The organism is Planctomycetia bacterium (assembly GCA_015075745.1).
Taxonomy (GTDB): Bacteria; Planctomycetota; Phycisphaerae; order UBA1845; family UTPLA1; genus UTPLA1.
The window spans coordinates 1,485,063-1,503,623 of record JABTTW010000001.1; the positions used below are offsets into that span (position 1 = coordinate 1,485,063).

Annotated in this window: 14 protein-coding genes; 6 read left to right on the top strand and 8 right to left on the bottom strand. The window is 61.9% G+C overall.

What is annotated here, in order from left to right; all coding sequences use genetic code 11:
- Positions 1–188 precede the first annotated feature (188 nt).
- From HS101_05815 to HS101_05825, 3 genes are all read left to right on the top strand, one after another.
- On the top strand, positions 189–401 hold the full coding sequence (locus HS101_05815; protein MBE7505789.1) for a hypothetical protein: 213 nt from the start codon (positions 189–191) through the stop codon (positions 399–401).
- 218 nt (positions 402–619) lie between these two features.
- Positions 620–2,137 carry a PHP domain-containing protein gene (locus tag HS101_05820; GenBank protein MBE7505790.1) on the top strand — a complete coding sequence of 506 codons (1,518 nt, stop codon included), beginning with the start codon at positions 620–622 and terminating at the stop codon, positions 2,135–2,137.
- Between the two features lie 224 nt (positions 2,138–2,361).
- The gene (locus tag HS101_05825) at positions 2,362–3,723 is read left to right on the top strand and encodes a hypothetical protein (protein ID MBE7505791.1); all 1,362 of its coding nucleotides are present in this window, start codon (positions 2,362–2,364) and stop codon (positions 3,721–3,723) included.
- Positions 3,724–3,892: 169 nt separating this feature from the next.
- Here the strand turns inward: HS101_05825 and HS101_05830 are convergent, their stop codons facing one another.
- From HS101_05830 to HS101_05850, 5 genes are all read right to left on the bottom strand, one after another.
- The gene (locus HS101_05830) at positions 3,893–4,636 is read right to left on the bottom strand and encodes a tetratricopeptide repeat protein (protein ID MBE7505792.1); all 744 of its coding nucleotides are present in this window, start codon (positions 4,634–4,636) and stop codon (positions 3,893–3,895) included.
- 132 nt (positions 4,637–4,768) lie between these two features.
- A complete protein-coding gene (locus HS101_05835) occupies positions 4,769–7,852 on the bottom strand; it encodes an efflux RND transporter permease subunit (protein ID MBE7505793.1) in 3,084 nt (1,027 codons plus the stop codon).
- Positions 7,853–7,876: 24 nt separating this feature from the next.
- Positions 7,877–9,436, bottom strand: a complete 1,560-nt coding sequence (locus tag HS101_05840; protein MBE7505794.1) for an efflux RND transporter periplasmic adaptor subunit — start codon at positions 9,434–9,436, stop codon at positions 7,877–7,879.
- 5 nt (positions 9,437–9,441) lie between these two features.
- On the bottom strand, positions 9,442–10,995 hold the full coding sequence (locus HS101_05845) for a TolC family protein (GenBank protein MBE7505795.1): 1,554 nt from the start codon (positions 10,993–10,995) through the stop codon (positions 9,442–9,444).
- Positions 10,996–11,101: 106 nt separating this feature from the next.
- Positions 11,102–11,434 carry a hypothetical protein gene (locus HS101_05850; GenBank protein ID MBE7505796.1) on the bottom strand — a complete coding sequence of 111 codons (333 nt, stop codon included), beginning with the start codon at positions 11,432–11,434 and terminating at the stop codon, positions 11,102–11,104.
- 182 nt (positions 11,435–11,616) lie between these two features.
- Here HS101_05850 and HS101_05855 point away from each other — a divergent pair, with 182 nt between their 5' ends.
- Complete coding sequence (locus tag HS101_05855) at positions 11,617–12,657, top strand: 3-oxoacyl-ACP synthase III (protein MBE7505797.1); 1,041 nt, start codon at positions 11,617–11,619, stop codon at positions 12,655–12,657.
- Between the two features lie 24 nt (positions 12,658–12,681).
- Here HS101_05855 and HS101_05860 read toward each other — a convergent pair whose 3' ends face one another.
- Positions 12,682–13,389, bottom strand: a complete 708-nt coding sequence (locus tag HS101_05860; GenBank protein MBE7505798.1) for a DUF2007 domain-containing protein — start codon at positions 13,387–13,389, stop codon at positions 12,682–12,684.
- 157 nt (positions 13,390–13,546) lie between these two features.
- Between HS101_05860 and amrA the strand changes: the two genes are divergently transcribed.
- Entirely contained in the window at positions 13,547–14,107 is a 561-nt protein-coding gene (amrA, locus tag HS101_05865) for an AmmeMemoRadiSam system protein A (GenBank protein ID MBE7505799.1), read from the top strand.
- Between the two features lie 5 nt (positions 14,108–14,112).
- Here amrA and uvrA read toward each other — a convergent pair whose 3' ends face one another.
- Both uvrA and HS101_05875 read right to left on the bottom strand, forming a co-directional pair.
- Positions 14,113–16,932, bottom strand: coding sequence for an excinuclease ABC subunit UvrA (gene uvrA / locus HS101_05870; GenBank protein MBE7505800.1), 2,820 nt, complete (start codon positions 16,930–16,932; stop codon positions 14,113–14,115).
- Positions 16,933–16,946: 14 nt separating this feature from the next.
- Positions 16,947–17,669, bottom strand: coding sequence for a CPBP family intramembrane metalloprotease (locus HS101_05875; GenBank protein ID MBE7505801.1), 723 nt, complete (start codon positions 17,667–17,669; stop codon positions 16,947–16,949).
- A 158-nt stretch (positions 17,670–17,827) separates the two neighbouring features.
- Between HS101_05875 and HS101_05880 the strand changes: the two genes are divergently transcribed.
- Positions 17,828–18,487, top strand: coding sequence for an endonuclease III domain-containing protein (locus tag HS101_05880; GenBank protein MBE7505802.1), 660 nt, complete (start codon positions 17,828–17,830; stop codon positions 18,485–18,487).
- The last annotated feature ends 74 nt before the right edge of the window (positions 18,488–18,561 follow it).

Below are 18,561 nucleotides of genomic sequence, written 5' to 3' on the forward strand. Positions count from 1 at the left end.
CGTCACAATCGTCTGATATCAGTGGGACCGAAACAGCGAACGCCTTCGGGCGGATTGAGTCAATTTCATTATCGGTGGGCGCGGAACAACCGCGCCAGATTAGGGCCGCGGCACGGGGGATGCTGATTGATGGGCAAGTCCGGTCAACGACAGCACCCGGACAAAACGAGTTGAAAGGAGTAAGTATCATGGGTTTCCTCTCTATGGCTACATTGGCGGTGGGTGTGGTTCTCTCGGCGGTTTCCGGCCTCGTCTGCTATATGGGCTCCGGCTCGATCAGCGGTCACGTTTCAGGTCTTCCCGGTATTGAACTCGTCATGTCCCACCCTGCCGCGGCGCTCGCCGCCGGCGGACTTATCACCGTCATCAGCGCATTCGGCCAGCCCAGTCGCGTCGATTAAGCCCATCGCGGGGTCAAACTCGACAACGGGGACGGCATCACCCTCCCCTACCGGATGTCCTGCGGCTTCCTGGTGTAGAGCGCCGCGCATTTCGCACATATCATCCTCGACCAATGGATTAACCGGACAAGCGGTACGTGGTTAATCCGACAGCGGCCTGTGCGGTGACTGGTTAATTCTGTCGTCGCCGGGCCATAGGGACATCGAGGAGCGGACGGATGAATGACCCCCGATCCATGAGCCGACGCGTGTTCCTGACGCGCGTCGGCAAGATCACGATCAGCCTGGGCGCTGCGCCGTGGTGGCTGCCGCGCGTGGCATTCGGCAAGAATCCGTACGACGGCGGCGTGTGGCTCGCGGGCGATCACCATATTCACACCAAGTACAGTCCGGACGGACAGTACGAGATCAGCAAACAGGTGCACGAGGCGTTGCACCACGGGCTGGGCTGGTGCGTCATCACCGATCACGGCGGTCCGCGGCACGACAAGGTCGCCGTCGAGAAGGCCTATCCCGAACTGGTCGCGGCGCGCAAGGCGAACCCGGGCATCATTGTGTTTCAGGGGCTGGAATGGAACGTTCCGGATGGCGAGCACGGAAGTGTGATCGTGCCGCCGACCGAGGACGAGGTGAAGCTGGTCGCCCGATTCGAGCGGCGCTTTGACAACAAGAATTATTCTCGCCCAAACACGCCCGCCAACAGTGAAGCGGATGCCATCGCGGGCGTGAAGCACCTACAGGCGGTTCGCGGTGAGCACAAGCCGCTCTTCTTCGTGAACCATCCGGCGCGGACAGGACGGACGAGCCCGACGGAGATGCGTAATTGGGCGGACGCCGGTCCGGATGTGGCGCGCGGCTTCGAGGGTACCGCGGGGCATCAGGCGGCGCCCCTGATCGGCGCGCCGCGCGGGCACTACTACAAGTCTCGCGGCTTAGGCTCATTTGAAGGATATCCCGAGGCGTCGTATCGCATGTGGGGCGGCTATGACTGGTTCGTCGCCAAGGTCGGCGGCGTGTGGGACAGCCTGCTGGGCGAGGGCCGGCCGTGGTACATCACCGCCAACAGCGACAGCCATCGACATTACACCGACCATTCCATTGTCAACTTCGCGACGTATCTCACCAAGGGCTACGTGACCGCGACGACACAGCAAAGCGAAACGCATGCGCATAACATTGATTTCTGGCCCGGGGAATATACGAAGACCTGGGTGCATGCGCGGCGGGCGGACCCTTTTGAGATTCTGGCGGCACTGCGCGGCGGGAGCATGTTCACGGTACACGGCGACCTCGCGGACCGGCTGGAGATGAGCGCGGCGAGTGCCGATGCGATGGCCCCAATGGGCGGGACACTTGTCCTCGACAAGCGTGGACAGTCGATCGAGCTTCGGGTGCGCATTCGCGAGCCGGAGGGCAAGAACTTCGCCGGCCGGACGCCGAAGGTGCATCATGTGGATATCATCGCCGGGGACATACTCGGCATCTCCAAGGATCGTGCCGCGATAAGCAACGAAACGACGCGCATTGTTCGGCAGGTGCCGGTCGATGCGATGATACGGGAGGGGCCGTGGCTTTCGCTTTCGTACACGTTCGAGCGGGTGGATCGGCCGATCTACGTTCGACTGCGCGGAACGAACCGCGATACGGCGGAACCGGAGATGGACGCCGACGGTGTGAACCCGTGGGAAGACCTTTGGTTTTACAGCAATCCGATCTTTGTGCGGTGCCCCGGTTGATAAATAGTCGTGACGACCGCGTTTTGGCGCGAAAAATGAAGGCGCACCGCCCCAGGCGCCACACCTATCTCCGGTGAGACCGGCTGGCAGCACTTCGGTCATGCGCCGCCCGTTTTCTCCCCGATCAAAATTCTCTCGAATTCGCTTGAGCGTTTTGTCAAGCGGGTGATATATTTATGCATGGTGACGCGGGCCCTCGTTCGCCGACCCATAGGAGAACCATCGTGTTCGTGCTGGTGGTTTCCGACGAAACGTCTCTCGCCCGCCGCGCTCTCCATCTCATTGCAATCGTCAAGCCACGACGAATCGGCTTCTGCCTTTCTGCCATTGTCGCGATTCAGCCCGGCTGCAACCCCCCGGCCGGTTCGAATCTGCCTTGTGCGGGCAGCCAGGGAAGCGCACAGGTGGGATTGGCCGACGGTTCGTGCGGCGCATTTGGCAACGGGACTTACACACTGGCAGAAGCCGGAATCACATACCGCGTCATCCTGAACAGCTTGTCGCGTCCATCTGAGGTTTTCTGGGGCACGTCCCATGCCGCATTTGCATGGAGCAATGACTCGTCACAAGTGACCGCAATCATTGACGAGGAGGGGGCTTCAGAAATGCACACCTACATCGTATCGAACCCGGGCAATGTTCGTACCAAGTCGGCGTCGTACGCGTCAACCGTCGTTTCGTCCGAATCGGTCGACATCAAAGTGCTCCTCGGGCCTGCTGCATCGGGCGCGGTTCAATCGGGAGAGTCTTCAGTCGGCGCAACTGGCGTGGCAGAGCGGTCCGTGACAAACGACGCCAAGCAGATCATCGCCACGTTTCAGAACGCCCCGCCGTTTCGGGATATTCCGGACTATCTCACCTATCTTGGCATGCAGGCTTTGGCGAATAGTTCGTTGGGGGATATGATGATGATGCACATCCAGGGGGAAGGACGCGTACCGACCCGGTCCGAGGCGTTCTTGATCGAAACCCTTTCCAGAATCAGCAACATTATCGATCGCATCGCCGATCATCAGGAAGATGCATGCTTGCCTTGCACGGCGCTATGCGGTCTGGGCTGTTACGGCGCTTGTCGAACGTCCGCCGGAGGGGTGACCCTGTGTGTCGTGCGTCGATCGACCGAGTGCCTCCCCTCCAGCACCTTCACGCTGGGCGCCGGCTGCTTCGATAGCGACACCGGGGCCTGCTGCCTGCGACGATTTGATGAGCCTCGCGGGTGTCGGCCTACCGGTTTGCTCCCCTGCACCGACGAGGGGGGACGATTCAGTCCCATTATTCCGTGTGAATCTGCGAACTGCGCGCCGGGCGGCGCTTGCTGCCTGGGTAATTTCCAGTGCTTTGCCGCCTTCGATCATCCCGATTGTGAAGCGATTGCGAACCGAGAGGAGGCTTCATCGTTCACTTTTCACGAAAATATGACCTGCGACGAACTGGCTGAGGTCGATCTTTGTAACCAGGGCGTCTGCTGCTTTCCGGACGGAAGCTACAACTGCGACTACAGGAACAGAGAGGCGTGCCTTCAGTCCGGTCGTGAGGGTGCCCGCTTTGCCTTTGGACCATGCGAGGCGGCTACCTGCGGCCATTGATCGCGAAGTTTCTGCGGTTTGAGGTTTATCCGCCTTAGGGAGTGAGAGCGCAGGCACACGGGACTAAACTGTATTCATGCTGCTGGCGAACTCGGCGCAAAGAGTGTGAACATGTTGGATGACTGGTGGTTCTACAGCAATCTGATCGTCATCCGTCCAATTGGCAGCGCTATCGGCTTGAATCCGTGAGGCCGCTGGCGGCAAGGTACTCGTCCACTTTGTCGGGACGGTCCCAGGCTTGATAGAGAAAAAGGACTCGCTGAAGTGCGTCGAGCGTCTCCGGCGCCTTTTCGCCCTTTAGCTTCAAGAGTCGGACGTAGGACTGGACCGTCGTATCTTCGGCGTCGGAATACTTACCCTGCTGGGCAAGGCATTCGCCGATCACGCCGAGCAAGACGGCGGTGTCGGCGCTGGCGGAATCGAGCCCCTCAAACCAAATTGAGGCCTCTAAGAGCAGCTCCTCCGCTTCGGCAGGCCGACCCGACAGGAGGCGGATTTCACCCAGTGTCCAGGCGGCGCGGGCCACCTGCTCATCGCCTGTGGGATACTCTTCGATGGGTTGATAGAGTTCGTGCAGCGCCTCATAGGCGATCTCGGCCTCCACCTCGGCATCGGCGAAGCGTCGATCCGCGGCGAGTACCTGTGCCAACCGCCTTCTGCAAACTGCCGCGGCGATTCGGTCGGCGCGACTGTCCGATGCAGGAATCGACGCGATCGCTTCGCGAAGAACTCCCTCGGCTTCCGCATACTCTTTGGCATGACACAGGGCGTCGACCTGGGCGAACGTCTTATCACAATCGAAGGTCGTGCCGGACGCGTCGGAGTCGGCGACGCGATTGGGCCCGTGGCATGCGCTGATGATGAAAGCGGCAACTGCCAGGCAGGTAATTGAGATGAGGCGCGGTCGAATCATTCCGCTCATTCTGAAGACTCACTCATCAGATTCGTTCGCCGACGCATCATGCAGACATCGTATCGTGCCGCGCTCGGACTGGGAAATCGGCGACGCATTCGACGGGCCGCTGGGAAGGGATCGGACAGAAGATCACAGGTCACCACCTGAAACGCCTGAGGACGCACGACGCCGCGAAAGGGTGTACACGGCCGGCAGCACCACGAGGGTCAGGAACGTGCTGGTGACAACGCCGCCGATTACGACGGTGGCGAGCGGCCGCTGCACCTCTGCGCCGACGCCGGTGTTCAGCGCCATGGGTACGAAGCCCAGTCCGGCGACGAGGCCGGTCATGAGCACCGGGCGAAGCCGCGTCAGCGCCGTTGTTTCGATGGCGTGCAGGAGATCGACGCCGCGATCGAGCATCGCCCTCAGATGCGAAACAAAAACCATATCGCCCAGCACGCTGACACCGAACATGGCCACGAAGCCCACGCCTGCGGAGATGCTGAAGGGCAAGTCTCGAAGGTGAAGCGCGCAAAGCCCGCCGACCGCGGCAAGCGGCAGCGTCAAGAAAATTCTGATCACGTCTGAAAGACGGCCGTAGGTGAGATAGAGAAGAATGAGAATAAGGCCGAGGGCGAGCGGAACGATGAACATCAGCCTCAGGCCGGCGCGCTGCAAATGTTCGAACTGGCCGCCAAAGGCCGTGAAATAGCCGGTGGGCAACTCGATCTCGGCGTCGATCCTGCGCCGAGCCTCGGCGACGAATGACGCCACATCGCGGCCGACCACATTGCACTGAATGACGATACGCCGTCGCTGCCACTCACGGGTGATGGTCGACGGCCCCTCGATTTCGCGGATGGCGGCCAAACGGGAAAGTGGAATTCTCGCCCCCGAAGCGGTGGAGATGAGGATCCGGCTGACGGCGCTCGGATCGCGCCGATAAATCTCCGGAAGACGCACGACGAGTTCAAAGCGGCGCTGATCTTCGCGAATCTCACCGACGACTCGGCCGCCGATGGCCTCGACGACTTCCAGGACGTGCTGCGCCGACACGCCGTAGCGGGCAATGGCTTCCTGATCGACGCGCACCTCGAGGATGGGAAGACCGGTGACCTGCTCGGCGTAGACTTCGCCGCAGCCGGGAACGGACTCCAGCACCTCCTGAACCTCGGCGGCAAGTGTCCTCAGGACTTCCAGGTCGTCGCCAAAGACCTTGACGCCCAGATCGCCGCGAATGCCTGCGATCATTTCGTTGAGGCGCATCTCGATCGGCTGACTGAATACGAGGCGCATCCCCGGCATGCCCTGAAGTTCACGTTCGATCAGCGCCTCGAGTTCTTCCTGTGTCGCCGCGCGTTTCCAATTGGCGCGAGGTCTGAGGGTGATGAAGACGTCGGAGACTTCGATGCCCATCGGATCGGTGGCGATCTCGGCGGTCCCGGTGCGCGTCCAGACGTTTCGTACCTCGTCGGGAAACTTATCTCGAATGACGCGTTCGATGCTCGTTCCGATTCGCACGGACTCATCCAGCGAGACGCCTGCCAGGCGGACGGTATTGATGGTGACGGCCTCCTCGGCGAGACGCGGGACGAACTCGGCCCCGGTACGCATGGCCAGCCAGACGCCGAAACCCAATGAAACCACGCTGACCAGCAGGATGGCGACGCGCATCCGGACGGCGAATCGAAGGATGGGGAGATAGATGCGCTTCAGGGCGCGGACGAAAAAGTTGTCACCGTGGCGCGGACGGGAGGGCAACAGCAAGCTGGCAAGAACGGGCATCAGCGTGAGGGATAGAACGAGCGAACCGGCGAGGGCGAAGATGACCGTCAGGGCCATCGGGCGGAACAGTTTGCCCTCAATGCCTTCGAGCGTGAGGATCGGCAGGTAGACGATCATGATGATCAGTTCGCCGAACATCGTGGGACGGCGGACTTCGATCGATGCATCACGAACTACGTCGAGTTTGCTGCGCTTTCCGTCGGACTCGGCAATATGCCGCAGACTGTTCTCCACCATGATGACCGAAGAATCGACGATGAGCCCGAAGTCGATCGCTCCGAGGCTCATCAGGCTGCCGGCAATGCCGAAGCGAAGCATGGCATCGGCGGCGAAGAGCATGGAAAGCGGAATCGCGGCGGCGACGATCAGCCCGGCGCGGAGGTTTCCGAGAAAGATAAAGAGCACCGCGACCACAAGCAGCGCGCCTTCGAACAGGTTGGTCTTGACTGTCTGAATGACGTGTTCGACCAGCTCGGTGCGGGCATAGACCGGCGTGATAGTGACGCCCTCGGGCAGCGACTTTTGAATTTCGTCGACCGCCTGCTGCAATCGATTGGAGACGTCATGGCTGTTCTCGCCGACCAGCATGAACGCCAATCCGAGGACGATTTCCCCATTACCGTCGATGGTGGATGCGCCGCGGCGGATTTCGTGGCCGACTTCGACGGTTGCAACGTCGCGCACGCGGATCGGCACGCCATCATGGGCGGTGATGACGATGTCTCCGATCTCGCGCAGGTTTGTCGTCAGCGCGACGCCGTGGACGAGTCGCAGCTCGCCGGCCTGCTCGATGTTGCCCCCGCCGACATTCATGTTGTTTCGGCGCAGGGCGTCGAACAACTCGTCCATCGTGAGGTCGTACTTCACCAGGCGCACGGGATCGACGAGGACGTGGAACTGTTTGCGAAGGCCGCCCCAGGTGTTGACTTCCGCCACGCCGCGGACGCTGCGAAGCCGGGGCTTGATGACCCAGTCGTGGAGCGTGGTCAGTTCCTCCAGCGACTTATCTTCGCCGGAGACGACGTAGTGGAAGATCTCGCCGAGACCGGTCGAGACGGGGCCCATTTCCGGTCGAACGATTCCCTCGGGCAACTGGACGGTCTGAAGCCGCTCGGACACGACCTGTCGCGCAAAGTAAAGATCGGTGCCGTCTTCAAAGAGGACCGTCACCTGCGACAAGCCGAACTTGGAAATCGAGCGCACCTCGGCCAGGCTGGGAAGGCCGCCGATGGCCTGCTCAATCGGGAAGGTGACCTGCTGCTCGATTTCGGCGGGCGATAGTGCCGGGGCGAAGGTGCTGATCTGCACCTGAACCGGCGTCGTATCGGGAAACGCGTCGATGGGCAACCGGCTCGCGGCGCTTGCGCCCACGACGATGAGGATGATCGCCAGAATCACGACGAGCATCCGGTGGGACAGCGACCAGTTGATGATCCATTCAAGCACAGGCGATCTCCATCGTCGGGTCGGTCAGCTCTTACTCGGTCCGTGTTCGCAGCAGCCGGCGCCGATGCTTCCCTTCATGATCTCGGTCTTCAGCAGAAAGCTGCCCTGGGTCACGACGGTGTCACCCGGGGAAAGTCCGACCTTCACTTCGTAGTAGTCGTCCGCCTCGAAGCCGAGCCGGAGCTGCCGAGGCTCGTAGAGCAAGTCGCTTCGCTGAACGAAGGCGATGTTGCAGCAGCCGTCCCACTGCACGGCCGACTTGGGCACGACGATCAGCGGCTGACGGTCGTAGATGGTGATGATGGCGCGGCCGTACATGTTGGCGCGGAGCAGTCCTTCGCTGTTGTCCAACTCAACGCGAACTTTGAGCGTTCGGGTCTGGGGGTCGATCCGGCGACTGATCCAGGTCAGGACGCCGCCGAAAGACTCGCCGCGCAGACCATCGACCGTGACGACGACGGACTGTCCGACGCGGACCTGGGCGATGTCGGACTCGTAAACGTCGAGCATGGCCCACATCTTCGCGGTGTCCGCGACTGAAAAGAGCGGCCGAGTCGTGTCGACGACTTCGCCCATCACGGCTGAGCGATCGACGACTTCTCCGGCAAAAGGCGCGCGGATGGCCAGCAATGGATTGGTGTCACCCTCGGTGCGGAGCTTGGCGATCTGATCATCGGACAGCCCCAGCGTGCGCAGCTTTTGTTCGGCGGACGAAAGTGCGATGCGGCCTTCGGCGAGCTTGTTCTCGGCTTCCAGGTCTTCGGCAGCCCCGGCGATCCCCTGCTCGACGAGCTTGTGGGTGCGTTCGTGATTCTGGTCCCAAAGCTCCAGCGTGGCGGCTGCCCGGAGATACTCCGCCCGGGCGGATGCAAGGTCGACCGAGTCCACCAGGGCGAGCGTGTCACCGGGCACGACGCGATCGCCGACATCGCGCTCGACGGAATGGACGACGCCGGCCACGCGCGACGCCACGCGAGCGAAGCGGCGTTGGTCGTAATCGATTTCGGCATTGCACTTAAGCGTGCGCGAGACGGGTCGCTCGCTGATCGTCACAAAATCGAGCCCGGCACTTCGCGCCACCTGAGCCGAGGCGAATCGGACAAGGGTCTGGCTGGTCGCACAGGTGACGGAGGGCGGGCGCTGAAAACGCGGCACGTCGGGATCGGTCACCAGTTTAATCGGCGCATCATCCGGCGGCGCCTGGGAGGCGGGGCGCATGATCTCGACGTATTTGGCCTCCTCCTCGGGATTGCAGATGAAGCACAGCGACTCGGGGCGATCGTGACCGCCGCACCAGTCGTTGGTGTCCTCATAGATTTTTTTGAGCTGCGGCTGACAGATCCAGCAAAGCGCCTCGGGCACGTCGTGCTCGACGCAGGGCCCGCCGGCGACGACCAGCTCCCAGTGGCAGAATGGGCACTTGGCGTCGGGTAGACCGTGGGCTTCGCACGCCTTTTCTTCGTCGCTCGCAGTTGCCGTTGTCGTTGCGGACTGCGGCGCGGGTTTGGACTTGTCGCAGGCTGCGATGAATGAAAGCCCGGCGATGAAGACGGTTGCCGTTTGAATATAATATCGTTTGTTCATGTTAATCACCTCTCGTCCGCGGCTTGAGGCCGCTCGTCGGACGACTGCGTGGTTGTGACCTGCGCGATCCCGTGTCTGAGGATTTCGGAGATCGGCCGGGCCGATGCCTGTTCGAGATCGGCGACGTTGACGGCGGCGGTCTGTAGCGCGGCGACGTATCCGCTTCTAGCCTCGAGAAGCACGCGCTGGGCATCAAGGACGATGATGAGCGAGGACCGGCCGGCCTTGTAGGACTCGCGGGACATTTCCAGATTTCGAGCGGCCTGCGGCAGGACATCGCGGGCAAATGATCGGGCGATGTCCCAACTCGTTTGCGCTGAGACGACGGCGCGACGAATCGACTGCATGGCGGAGACTTCCAGGGCCTCCCAGCGCCGCATTTCCTGTTCGTACGCAAAGCGCGCCCTGGCGATCTGGGCCTGATTCTGGTCGAAGATGGGCAGGGTGACGCTCAGCGATGGGCCGAAGATGGCGTCAATCTCGGCGCTGCGCTCCTGATTGCGCTGGCCGCGCGTTTGGAAGTCCGGGGGGCTCAGCGCTCCATTCTTGATCGTTGCCCGTGTGGTGTCGGCGAAGAGGTTGCGACCCTGCAAGGCTCGACGCTCGTTGCGCTCGACGGCGAGGCCGATCTGAAACGACGGGATGATCTTGCGAATCTCAAGGACGATCTGCCGCTCGGCCGCGTCGACATTCATGGCGGCGGCCTTGAGGTCCAGCCGCGAATCAACGGCCAGTTGAATGATGGCGTCAGTGTCGAGGGCCGTTTCCGGCGGCAAGGGCAGCGGCGTGGAGAGATCCACGATGTCTAGGTTCGTGCGAAGACCCAGAATCTGCGCCAGATCGGCTTCGGCCAGCGCGGCGGCGAGGCTTGCCCTTTGCACTTCAATGCGCGCTGCAAGAAGGCCTCCGCGGGCGAGGTTCACGTCGAGATCGCCGACGGCGCCTGCCTGTTTTCGAGCCTCGGCCACCTCCATCAGCCGCTGGGCCAGCGATACGTTCTCCTCGGCGATGGCCCTTGCCTGTCGCGCGCCGACGGTGATGAAAAAGGCGCTGCGGGCCTGGGCGGCAAGCCGTACCGCCGCATCGGCTACGCGCAGGATCGCGCCCTCAAGATTTCGCGAAGCGATCTCCTTCTTCACCGGAATCTGCCAGAGATCGACGATGTTCTGGGCAATGTTGCCCTGGAGATTGCTCCGGCCGCCTCCCTCGGGAAACTGAACAGACAGGCCGAAGGTTGGGTTCGAGAAAAGCCCCGACTGCACCAGATCGGCTCGGGCGACGCCGATCTCAAGAAACTCCGCGCGGATCGCCGGGCTGTTGAGCATGGCAAGCTTGACGACCTCTTCGAGCATCAGGCCGTCTTTGAGCATGGCTTCGCAGGTTGCCATGCGGGCGGCATCGTCATCGTCGGCCAGCACGTCGCTCTCGCCGGTGGCAACGGTGATCAACTCCGCGGCGCGATCGTAGTCCGGCCGCGCATCGATGTGCGCGCAGCCGGCGGCGACAAGCGGCATTGCCGACAGCAGGGTGAACAGCAGTGAGCGTGACAAACTTATCATGACAACCAACTCCGCTCGACGGGAGGATCGATGACGCGATGACGGAAATCGGCGCGCATAAAGATTCGCGGCCGACAGAGTCAGGCATATCCTGAAGGGCGCGGAATCAGATCAGAAGTGGAAGCGAAAGCAGACCGGCATTGGTACCGGTGGGCGGCCAGCCGGAATTGAGAGAGCAGAGGCCGGCCAAAGAGAGCGCAGCGGGACTGTCCGCAACGTGAGTCACCGAGACGGCGGACACCGCGAGATGCGAAAGAGTGTCCCGCGTCTGGGCGAGGTCCGGTGAGGGAGACGAGCAGAAACAGGGGCGCTCGTCGCAATAGTCCTTCTGGTGATCGTCCGGCGCGGATGTTTCGCATGGGCAACAGGCCGACACCGCCGCCGCCGAACAAAGGGCGGGGCAACCGAGCACCGCGAGGGCAAGAAAAATGGAGATCAAAGACCGGCTCATAACTTGGATTAGTCTAGCCCGCATGCGAAGGGATGTCGAGAGAATTGACTCGCTCACGCCCCGGCGTGCGCGCGAAGCATCGGGAGAATCACTCGAAGAAATCGCGGATTTCGGTTAGAAAGTGGGGACAGGCCGCACGGGGGATGCCTTGTTCTCGGACGGAAATGAGCATGCGATATCGCCGCGTTTGCATTGATTCGATCGGCTATGAGCTTCCTCCGGAGGTGGTGACCTCGGCGGAACTGGAAGAGCGCCTCGCGCCGCTCTATCAGGCATTGCGTATACAGCCGGGGCAACTCGAGGCGCTCACCGGCATTCGCGAACGGCGCTACTGGCGGCCCGGTCAGACGATGGCCGAGGGCGCGATCAGGGCCGGCCGCAAGGCACTGGCAACATCAAAAATCTCCGCCGAAGACATCGGCATCTTGATCTACGCAGGCGTTTGTCGCGATCAACTGGAACCGGCGACGGCCTGCGCCGTGGCGAACGGCCTGGGGATCGGCGGTCGGGCACAGATTCTCGACATCTCGAATGCGTGCCTCGGCGCGATCAACGGCATTCTTCATGTCGCCAACGCGATCGAACTGGGACAGATCAAGGCGGGACTGGTGGTCTCCTGCGAGACGGCGCGGCAGATCGTCGATCTGACGATCGAACGAATGCTGGCTGAGCGGAGCATGGAGAGTTTTCGGCTGAGCCTGGCGACACTCACCGGCGGGTCCGGCGCGATTGCGATCGTCGTCAGCGACAAGACTCTGTCACCCAACGGACACGAAGTGGCCTGCGGCGTCCTGCGGAGTGACACGCGGTTTCACGAGCTTTGCCGATGGGGACCGGACACGGGGCATCCCTCGACGGCCCCGATGAAGATGGTGACCGACGCGGCCGGCGTCTTGGAGCATGGCGTCGAGCTGGGTGCGCGGACCTGGCAGGACTTCCTCGAGGAGTCCGGCTGGTCCGTCGAGCAGATCGATCGCACGATCTGTCACCAGGTCGGCGCGCCGCATCGCGAGACGGTGCTGAGGTCGATGGGCATCGATCCCTCGCGCGACTTCGTCACCTATGAACACCTGGGCAACATTGGAACGGTCTCGCTCCCCATCACCGCGGCCATCGCGGAGGAACGCGGTTTTCTGGAAAAGGGGAACCGCGTCGCGTTCTGCGGAATCGGCAGCGGGCTGAATTGTCTGATGTTGGGGGTGAACTGGTAGATTTTGTGCGCAGACTGAGTGCGACTATTTCTCTTCACAACAGCGGCATTTCAACTTGCGCCATCTGAAGCCGAGGACAAGGAATACCCACGCGAAAGCAAAGAAAAAGACTGATCTTACGAGCAACCCAGGTGTTAAGGATCGCGAAGAAGCCGAGAAGACATTCTGAATTACTGCAATCGCGAGAAGCGACCCTCCCGCGATGCAGAACGTCGGAATGATCAGATTTTTCTTGAGACCGGTCCCTTGGCACATGCGGCAGTTTGGATCGGGCTGCTCGAGATTCTCGTTATCTTCGTATGTTATAGCCCGATGAACATTCGGTTCCGTGATCGTTCCGACTTCCTGGGCTGCGCCGCAGCTCCAACAGTGCGAGAAATGAGTTGGGCTTTTTTCGCCGCAATCGGCACAGGTCCAATCACCGGAGATGCGAAACGGCGTGCCACACTCGGGACATCGCGGACTAATCAGGCCACGTAGGTCGTATCCGCACTTGGCGCACTGTTTGGGGTCGACTCGGCCCTCGTTGCCTGCAAGCAAGTCTGCCGCGATGAGCGCATCCTCATCGTGAACGACCCAGATCGAAGGCGCGGACTCGGGCGTTAACGGCAATTCGCCTCGGGCCGCCCAAAGCGCCTCGCCCTGGACGATGGCCTCGATGCCATGGTCCTCCAACACGCCGATCAGCAGCGTGGCGTGAAGGGGATCCGTTGCTGATGCGACTTGCTTCAAAGTGGCTCCACTAAATCGGCCATTAGGGGTCGAGGATGCTAAATCATCGACGTGTGTATTGTAGCTTCCTATTCGCGAGGTCCAATGGCCTTACGGCGGTTGGTCGACTAGGATTGAATCCGGGGCAAGTTACTCATGACGCTTGGCGGTGTCGCTCATGTCGCTGGATGCCCAGACCTGTACGAATCTGCTGAGGCTCGCAAGGAACGCCATCGAGTCCGAGCTTTTCGGGGCCCCGCCTGCGTCGACCGATGCCGGACGTGCGGCGCTGCCCGCGGCCGGGGCGTTTGTGACGCTGCGAAAGCGCGGACAGCTCCGAGGCTGCATCGGAACATTTGATACCAGTCGCGGACTCATCGAGACGATCCAGACGATGGCGGTCTCGGCGGCGCACGATCCGCGATTTGCGGGCTGCCCGATCGGGGCGGCTGAGTTCGTGGATATCGACATCGAGCTTTCCATCCTGTCACCTCTTGAACGCATTAAGAACCCACTGGACTTCGAACTCGGCCGGCACGGCATCCTCGTGCGAAGCGGCGGGCACAGCGGCTGCTTCCTGCCGGACGTGGCCACCGAACGAAAATGGACCCGGGAACAGTTCCTCGACGAGTGCTGCTCGCAGAAGGCCGGCATGGGCAAAGGCGGCTGGCGCAAGCCGAACTGCGAAGTGTTCGTCTTCACCGTCGAGAAAATCCACGAACGACACGAGCTGCACTAAGCAATTCAATTCGCGGCGAGCACCACACGTAGATATTGACCGGTATGACTTTTCGGATCGGCGGCGACATCCTCGGGCGTTCCCTGCGCGACGATGCGCCCACCGGCGTCACCGCCTTCGGGACCGAGGTCGATGATCCAGTCTGCCTGCTTGATGACATCCAGATTGTGCTCGATGACGACGAGCGTGTGGCCGAGCTTGACCAGCCGGTCGAGCACGTCCACAAGTTGGTGGATGTCGGCGAAGTGCAGGCCGCTGGTGGGCTCATCGAGGACGTAAAGCGTGTGGCCGATCGCCGACTTACCGAGCTCCGCCGCGAGCTTGACGCGCTGGGCCTCGCCGCCCGACATGGTCGCGGATGATTGGCCGAGTTGCAGATACCCCAGGCCCACGTCACAGAGGGCAACGAGGAGCTGCTTGATCCGGGCGAAGCCGTCGAAGAAAACCAGCGCCTCTTCGGCGGGCAAGGCGAGGACATCGGCGATGTTTTTTCCACGAAAGCGGATGTCGAGGGCCTCGCGGTTGTAGCGCGTGCCGCGACACTCGCCGCATTCCACGAGAATGTCCGGAAGAAAATGCATCTCGATGCGCCGGGTGCCCTGTCCGCGGCAGGCCTCGCATCTCCCCCCTTTCACGTTGAACGAGAATCTCGCGGCGTTGTAACCGCGCAGCTTCGCCTCGCGCGTCTTGGCGAAGAGCTGCCGGACGAGGTCGAAGATGCCGGTGTAGGTGGCGGGGTTCGAGCGAAGGCTCTTGCCGATCGGCGACTGGTCGATCTCGATGACCTTGTCGATCTGGCTCAAGCCCTCGATGCTCGCGTGGGTACCGGGTCGCTCGCGGGAATTGTTCAAGCGACGGCGCAGGGCGGGCAGAAGAATCTGGTTCACCAGCGTGGACTTACCGGAACCACTGACGCCGGTCACGCAGCAGAAGAGCCCGAGCGGGATGCGAACGTCGATGGACTTCAGATTATTCTCGGCGGCGCCTTTCAGCTCAATCGCGCGGGCCGAATCAATAGCGCGCCTGGCGGACGGCTTGGCGATGCGCAATTCACCGCGGAGATAGGCGGCGGTGAGGGAGTCGGGCGATGCGAGGAGCATTTCGCGCGTGCCGTTTACCAGGACGCGACCGCCTTTTGAGCCGGCATGGGGACCGATGTCGACGATCCAGTCGGCGGCGTCGATGGTCTCGGCGTCATGCTCGACGACGAGGACGGAGTTGCCGAGGTCGGTCAGGTTTCGAAGCGTGCGGATCAGCCGGGCGTTGTCGCGCTGGTGAAGACCGGTGGTCGGTTCATCGAGCACGTAGCAGACGCCGACCAGGCCGCTGCCGATCTGGGTGGCCAGTCGAATGCGCTGCGACTCGCCGCCGGAAAGCGTGGCCGCCGCCCGATTAAGGGTCAGGTAGCCGATGCCCACGTCGATCATGAATTGCAGCTTTCGGCGTATCTCTTCGAGGATCGGCGCGGCAATGACGCCTTCCTGGCCCGGGAATGCGATCGATGAGAACACGCCCGCGACAGCGTCGATGCTCAGGCTCGACAACACCTCGATATTGCGCCCATCCAGCTTCACGGCGAGCGCTTCGGGGCGCAGCCGCGCGCCTTTGCATGCGCCGCAGGGGCGATCGGACATGAAGGCGTGCAATCGAGTTCTTGCCGCTTCGCTGTCGGCCTGTCGCCATCTGCGGTGGAGATTGGGCAGGACGCCTTCGAACTCCATCCCCCCCGCTTTCTTAGCTTTTTCGCCGGCACCGTTCATGAGGATATCGCGGGCCTTGCGCGATATGGATTTGATGGGCGTGGACGGAGATATCTTGAGTTGTTCGCAGTAGCGGCGGATGAGCCGGGCATAGACGGCCCCGCCCCCCTTCCACGGCGCGATCGCCCCCCGGTCAAGCGGGAGACTCTCGTCGGGCACGACCAAATCGGGATCAAACTCCAGCACGGTGCCAAGACCGTCGCACTTCGGACAGGCGCCGTGAGGAGAATTAAATGAGAACAGGCGCGGCTCCAGCATCGGCAAGCGGACGTCGCAATGGGTGCAGGCGTATCTCTCGCTGAATCGGTCGTCGCGCCATTGGTCGGCCTCGCCGGGAGGCTGGTAGGAGACGACCGCCACGCCGTCGCCGACTTTCAGCGCCGTCTCGATCGACTCGGAGACGCGCGTGCGAATGTCCGGCTTAATGAAGATGCGATCGACGACGGCCTCCACCACTCGGGCCTTCGCCTTCTCCAGTGCCGGCGGAGATTTGACATCGTGAATCTGGCCGTCGATTCGCACGCGGATAAAGCCGGCGCGGAGGACGTTTTCGAGACCTTCCTTCGCATCTCGCTTGGTGCCCCAGGGCAGCGGCGCGAGGATCATGACTTTCGTCTCGGCCGGCAGCGAGAGCACGCGCTCGACCATTTGTGGAATCGTCTGGGCGGCGACGGCGCGGCCGCAGGTTGGACAGGTCGGCGTGCCGACGCGGGCAAAGAGCAATCGTAGATAGTCGTGAATCTCCGTTGCCGTCGCGACGGTGCTGCGCGGACTGGCGCGGACGCTTTGCTGGGCGATCGCAATGGTGGGCGGCAGCCCGGCGATGTGGTCGAGATCGGGCTTGGCCATCTGGCCGAGGAATTGGCGGGCATAGGCCGAAAGCGACTCAACGTATTTTCGCTGGCCTTCGGCGTAGATGGTGTCGAAGGCGAGACTGCTCTTGCCGGAGCCGGAGAGGCCGGTGATGACGACGAGCTTGTCGCGGGGTATGTCGAGATCGATGTTGCAGAGGTTATGGGTGCGCGCGCCGCGGATGGTGATGAACTTGCCTTCGTGAGCTGTCATAGGAGGACCCGGCATCACGACAGAAACGCCATCACGTCATAGATCACGTGGCATCCGACGGCGAGCCCGAAACCGCGCAGGACGAAGACCGCCGCGAGGTAGGCGCCTGCCGCGGCACGAAACGCAAACTCCCGGCTGGACCACGCATCGGCCCCGATCGGATGATAATGATGCGCTGCAAAGAGCAGAGATGAGACGATGACCGCGAGGGCGACGCCGGTCACCTGCCGCACGCGGGCGATGTCGACGAGGACGATGCTGATGAGTGTGATGATGATGAGCCGAAAGACCATTTCCTCGTAAAGTCCGGCGCCGACGCTGAGCAGCAGGTTATCGAGTCCGTCGGTGACGGGCGCGCCGTTCGCGGTTCCGCTGACGGTGACCGCCGACAGGCTCGGAAGCCAGTGGTTGAGCATCAGCAGGGGTATGGCAAGCAGAACGCTCTCGCCCGCCATCCCCAGAAGCGGCTGAGGCAGAACCTTCCAGGGCTGGTGCGACGCGATGTGTATGACGAAGAGAACAACCAGCAGCGCCAAGCCCGGCAGGTAAAAACCGGTGGCGCCGAAAAGGCTGAAGAACCACTGAAGGATCTGCTTGGCGGCCAGAGCAGGTCGTGCATACTCGGGCGTGCTGCCGTGCAGCATGATGATGCCCGCCTCGTAGGCAATCACCATGGGCAGAAGAAACACCAGGCATTGGAGCGGCCGATGGGTGACATCCCAGTAATGCTCCGACAATTTGGCTTGCTTCTTCGCCGGACGACGCGTTTGCGTCGCGGGAGGCCTTCGCCGTGTCCGTGGCTTCGCCATACCGTTATCATGGGCACGGAAACGCGATTTCGCAAACTCACGCGATCTGTCGCAGGGCGCATCGCCGACGGCGCCGGGCGGGACTCATGTCAAAAGGCACCACCCAAACACTCCGACAGTTCTACGCGGCGATGTACAAGGCGCTGGGGCCGCAAAAATGGTGGCCCGGCGAATCTCCGGTAGAGATCATCGTCGGAGCGATCCTGACGCAGAACACCAACTGGGGCAATGTCGAGCGAGCCATCGCCAACCTGAAGGCCGCGGGCGTACTGAATTGGAAAGCACTCAGACAGATCGACACATCACGCCTCGCGAAACTCATCCGCCCGGCCGGGTATTTCAACGTGAAGGCCCGGCGGCTGAAGAACTTCGTTGAATGGCTGTGGCGTCGATACGACGGCGACTTGTCCCGGCTGGCGGCAATTGAGCTTGGACGCCTGCGCGAGGAATTACTGTCCATCAACGGCGTCGGCCCGGAGACTGCGGATTCCATCCTGCTCTATGCGCTTGATAGACCGTCATTCGTCGTCGATGCCTACACGGCGAGGATCATGCGGCGGCACGGAATGTCGTTTTCGGGCTATGCCGAATTACAGGCGATCTTCGAAGATAATCTTCCGCGGGAGGTCGGCCTATTCAATGAATACCACGCGTTGATTGTGGCCGTCGGCAAGGACTATTGCCGTCCGAAGGCCCGATGCGAGGCGTGCCCCCTTCGACGATTCAAACACGACGAGACGGCGTAAGTGACGCCGGAATAAACCGAAGTAAAAAAAGAGCGGCGGGACCGAGGGCTCACCTCGATCCCGCCGCGTCAAAG

What these genes read in the sequence shown, in the direction of transcription:
- HS101_05830 (MBE7505792.1), bottom strand. Translation starts at nt 4,636, where the DNA reads ATGATTCGACCGCGCCTCATCTCAATTACCTGCCTGGCAGTTGCCGCT.
- uvrA (MBE7505800.1), bottom strand. Translation starts at nt 16,932, where the DNA reads ATGACAGCTCACGAAGGCAAGTTCATCACCATCCGCGGCGCGCGCACC.
- amrA (MBE7505799.1), top strand. Translation starts at nt 13,547, where the DNA reads ATGTCGCTGGATGCCCAGACCTGTACGAATCTGCTGAGGCTCGCAAGG.
- HS101_05855 (MBE7505797.1), top strand. Translation starts at nt 11,617, where the DNA reads ATGCGATATCGCCGCGTTTGCATTGATTCGATCGGCTATGAGCTTCCT.
- HS101_05845 (MBE7505795.1), bottom strand. Translation starts at nt 10,995, where the DNA reads ATGATAAGTTTGTCACGCTCACTGCTGTTCACCCTGCTGTCGGCAATG.
- HS101_05840 (MBE7505794.1), bottom strand. Translation starts at nt 9,436, where the DNA reads ATGAACAAACGATATTATATTCAAACGGCAACCGTCTTCATCGCCGGG.
- HS101_05815 (MBE7505789.1), top strand. Translation starts at nt 189, where the DNA reads ATGGGTTTCCTCTCTATGGCTACATTGGCGGTGGGTGTGGTTCTCTCG.
- HS101_05880 (MBE7505802.1), top strand. Translation starts at nt 17,828, where the DNA reads ATGTCAAAAGGCACCACCCAAACACTCCGACAGTTCTACGCGGCGATG.
- HS101_05820 (MBE7505790.1), top strand. Translation starts at nt 620, where the DNA reads ATGAATGACCCCCGATCCATGAGCCGACGCGTGTTCCTGACGCGCGTC.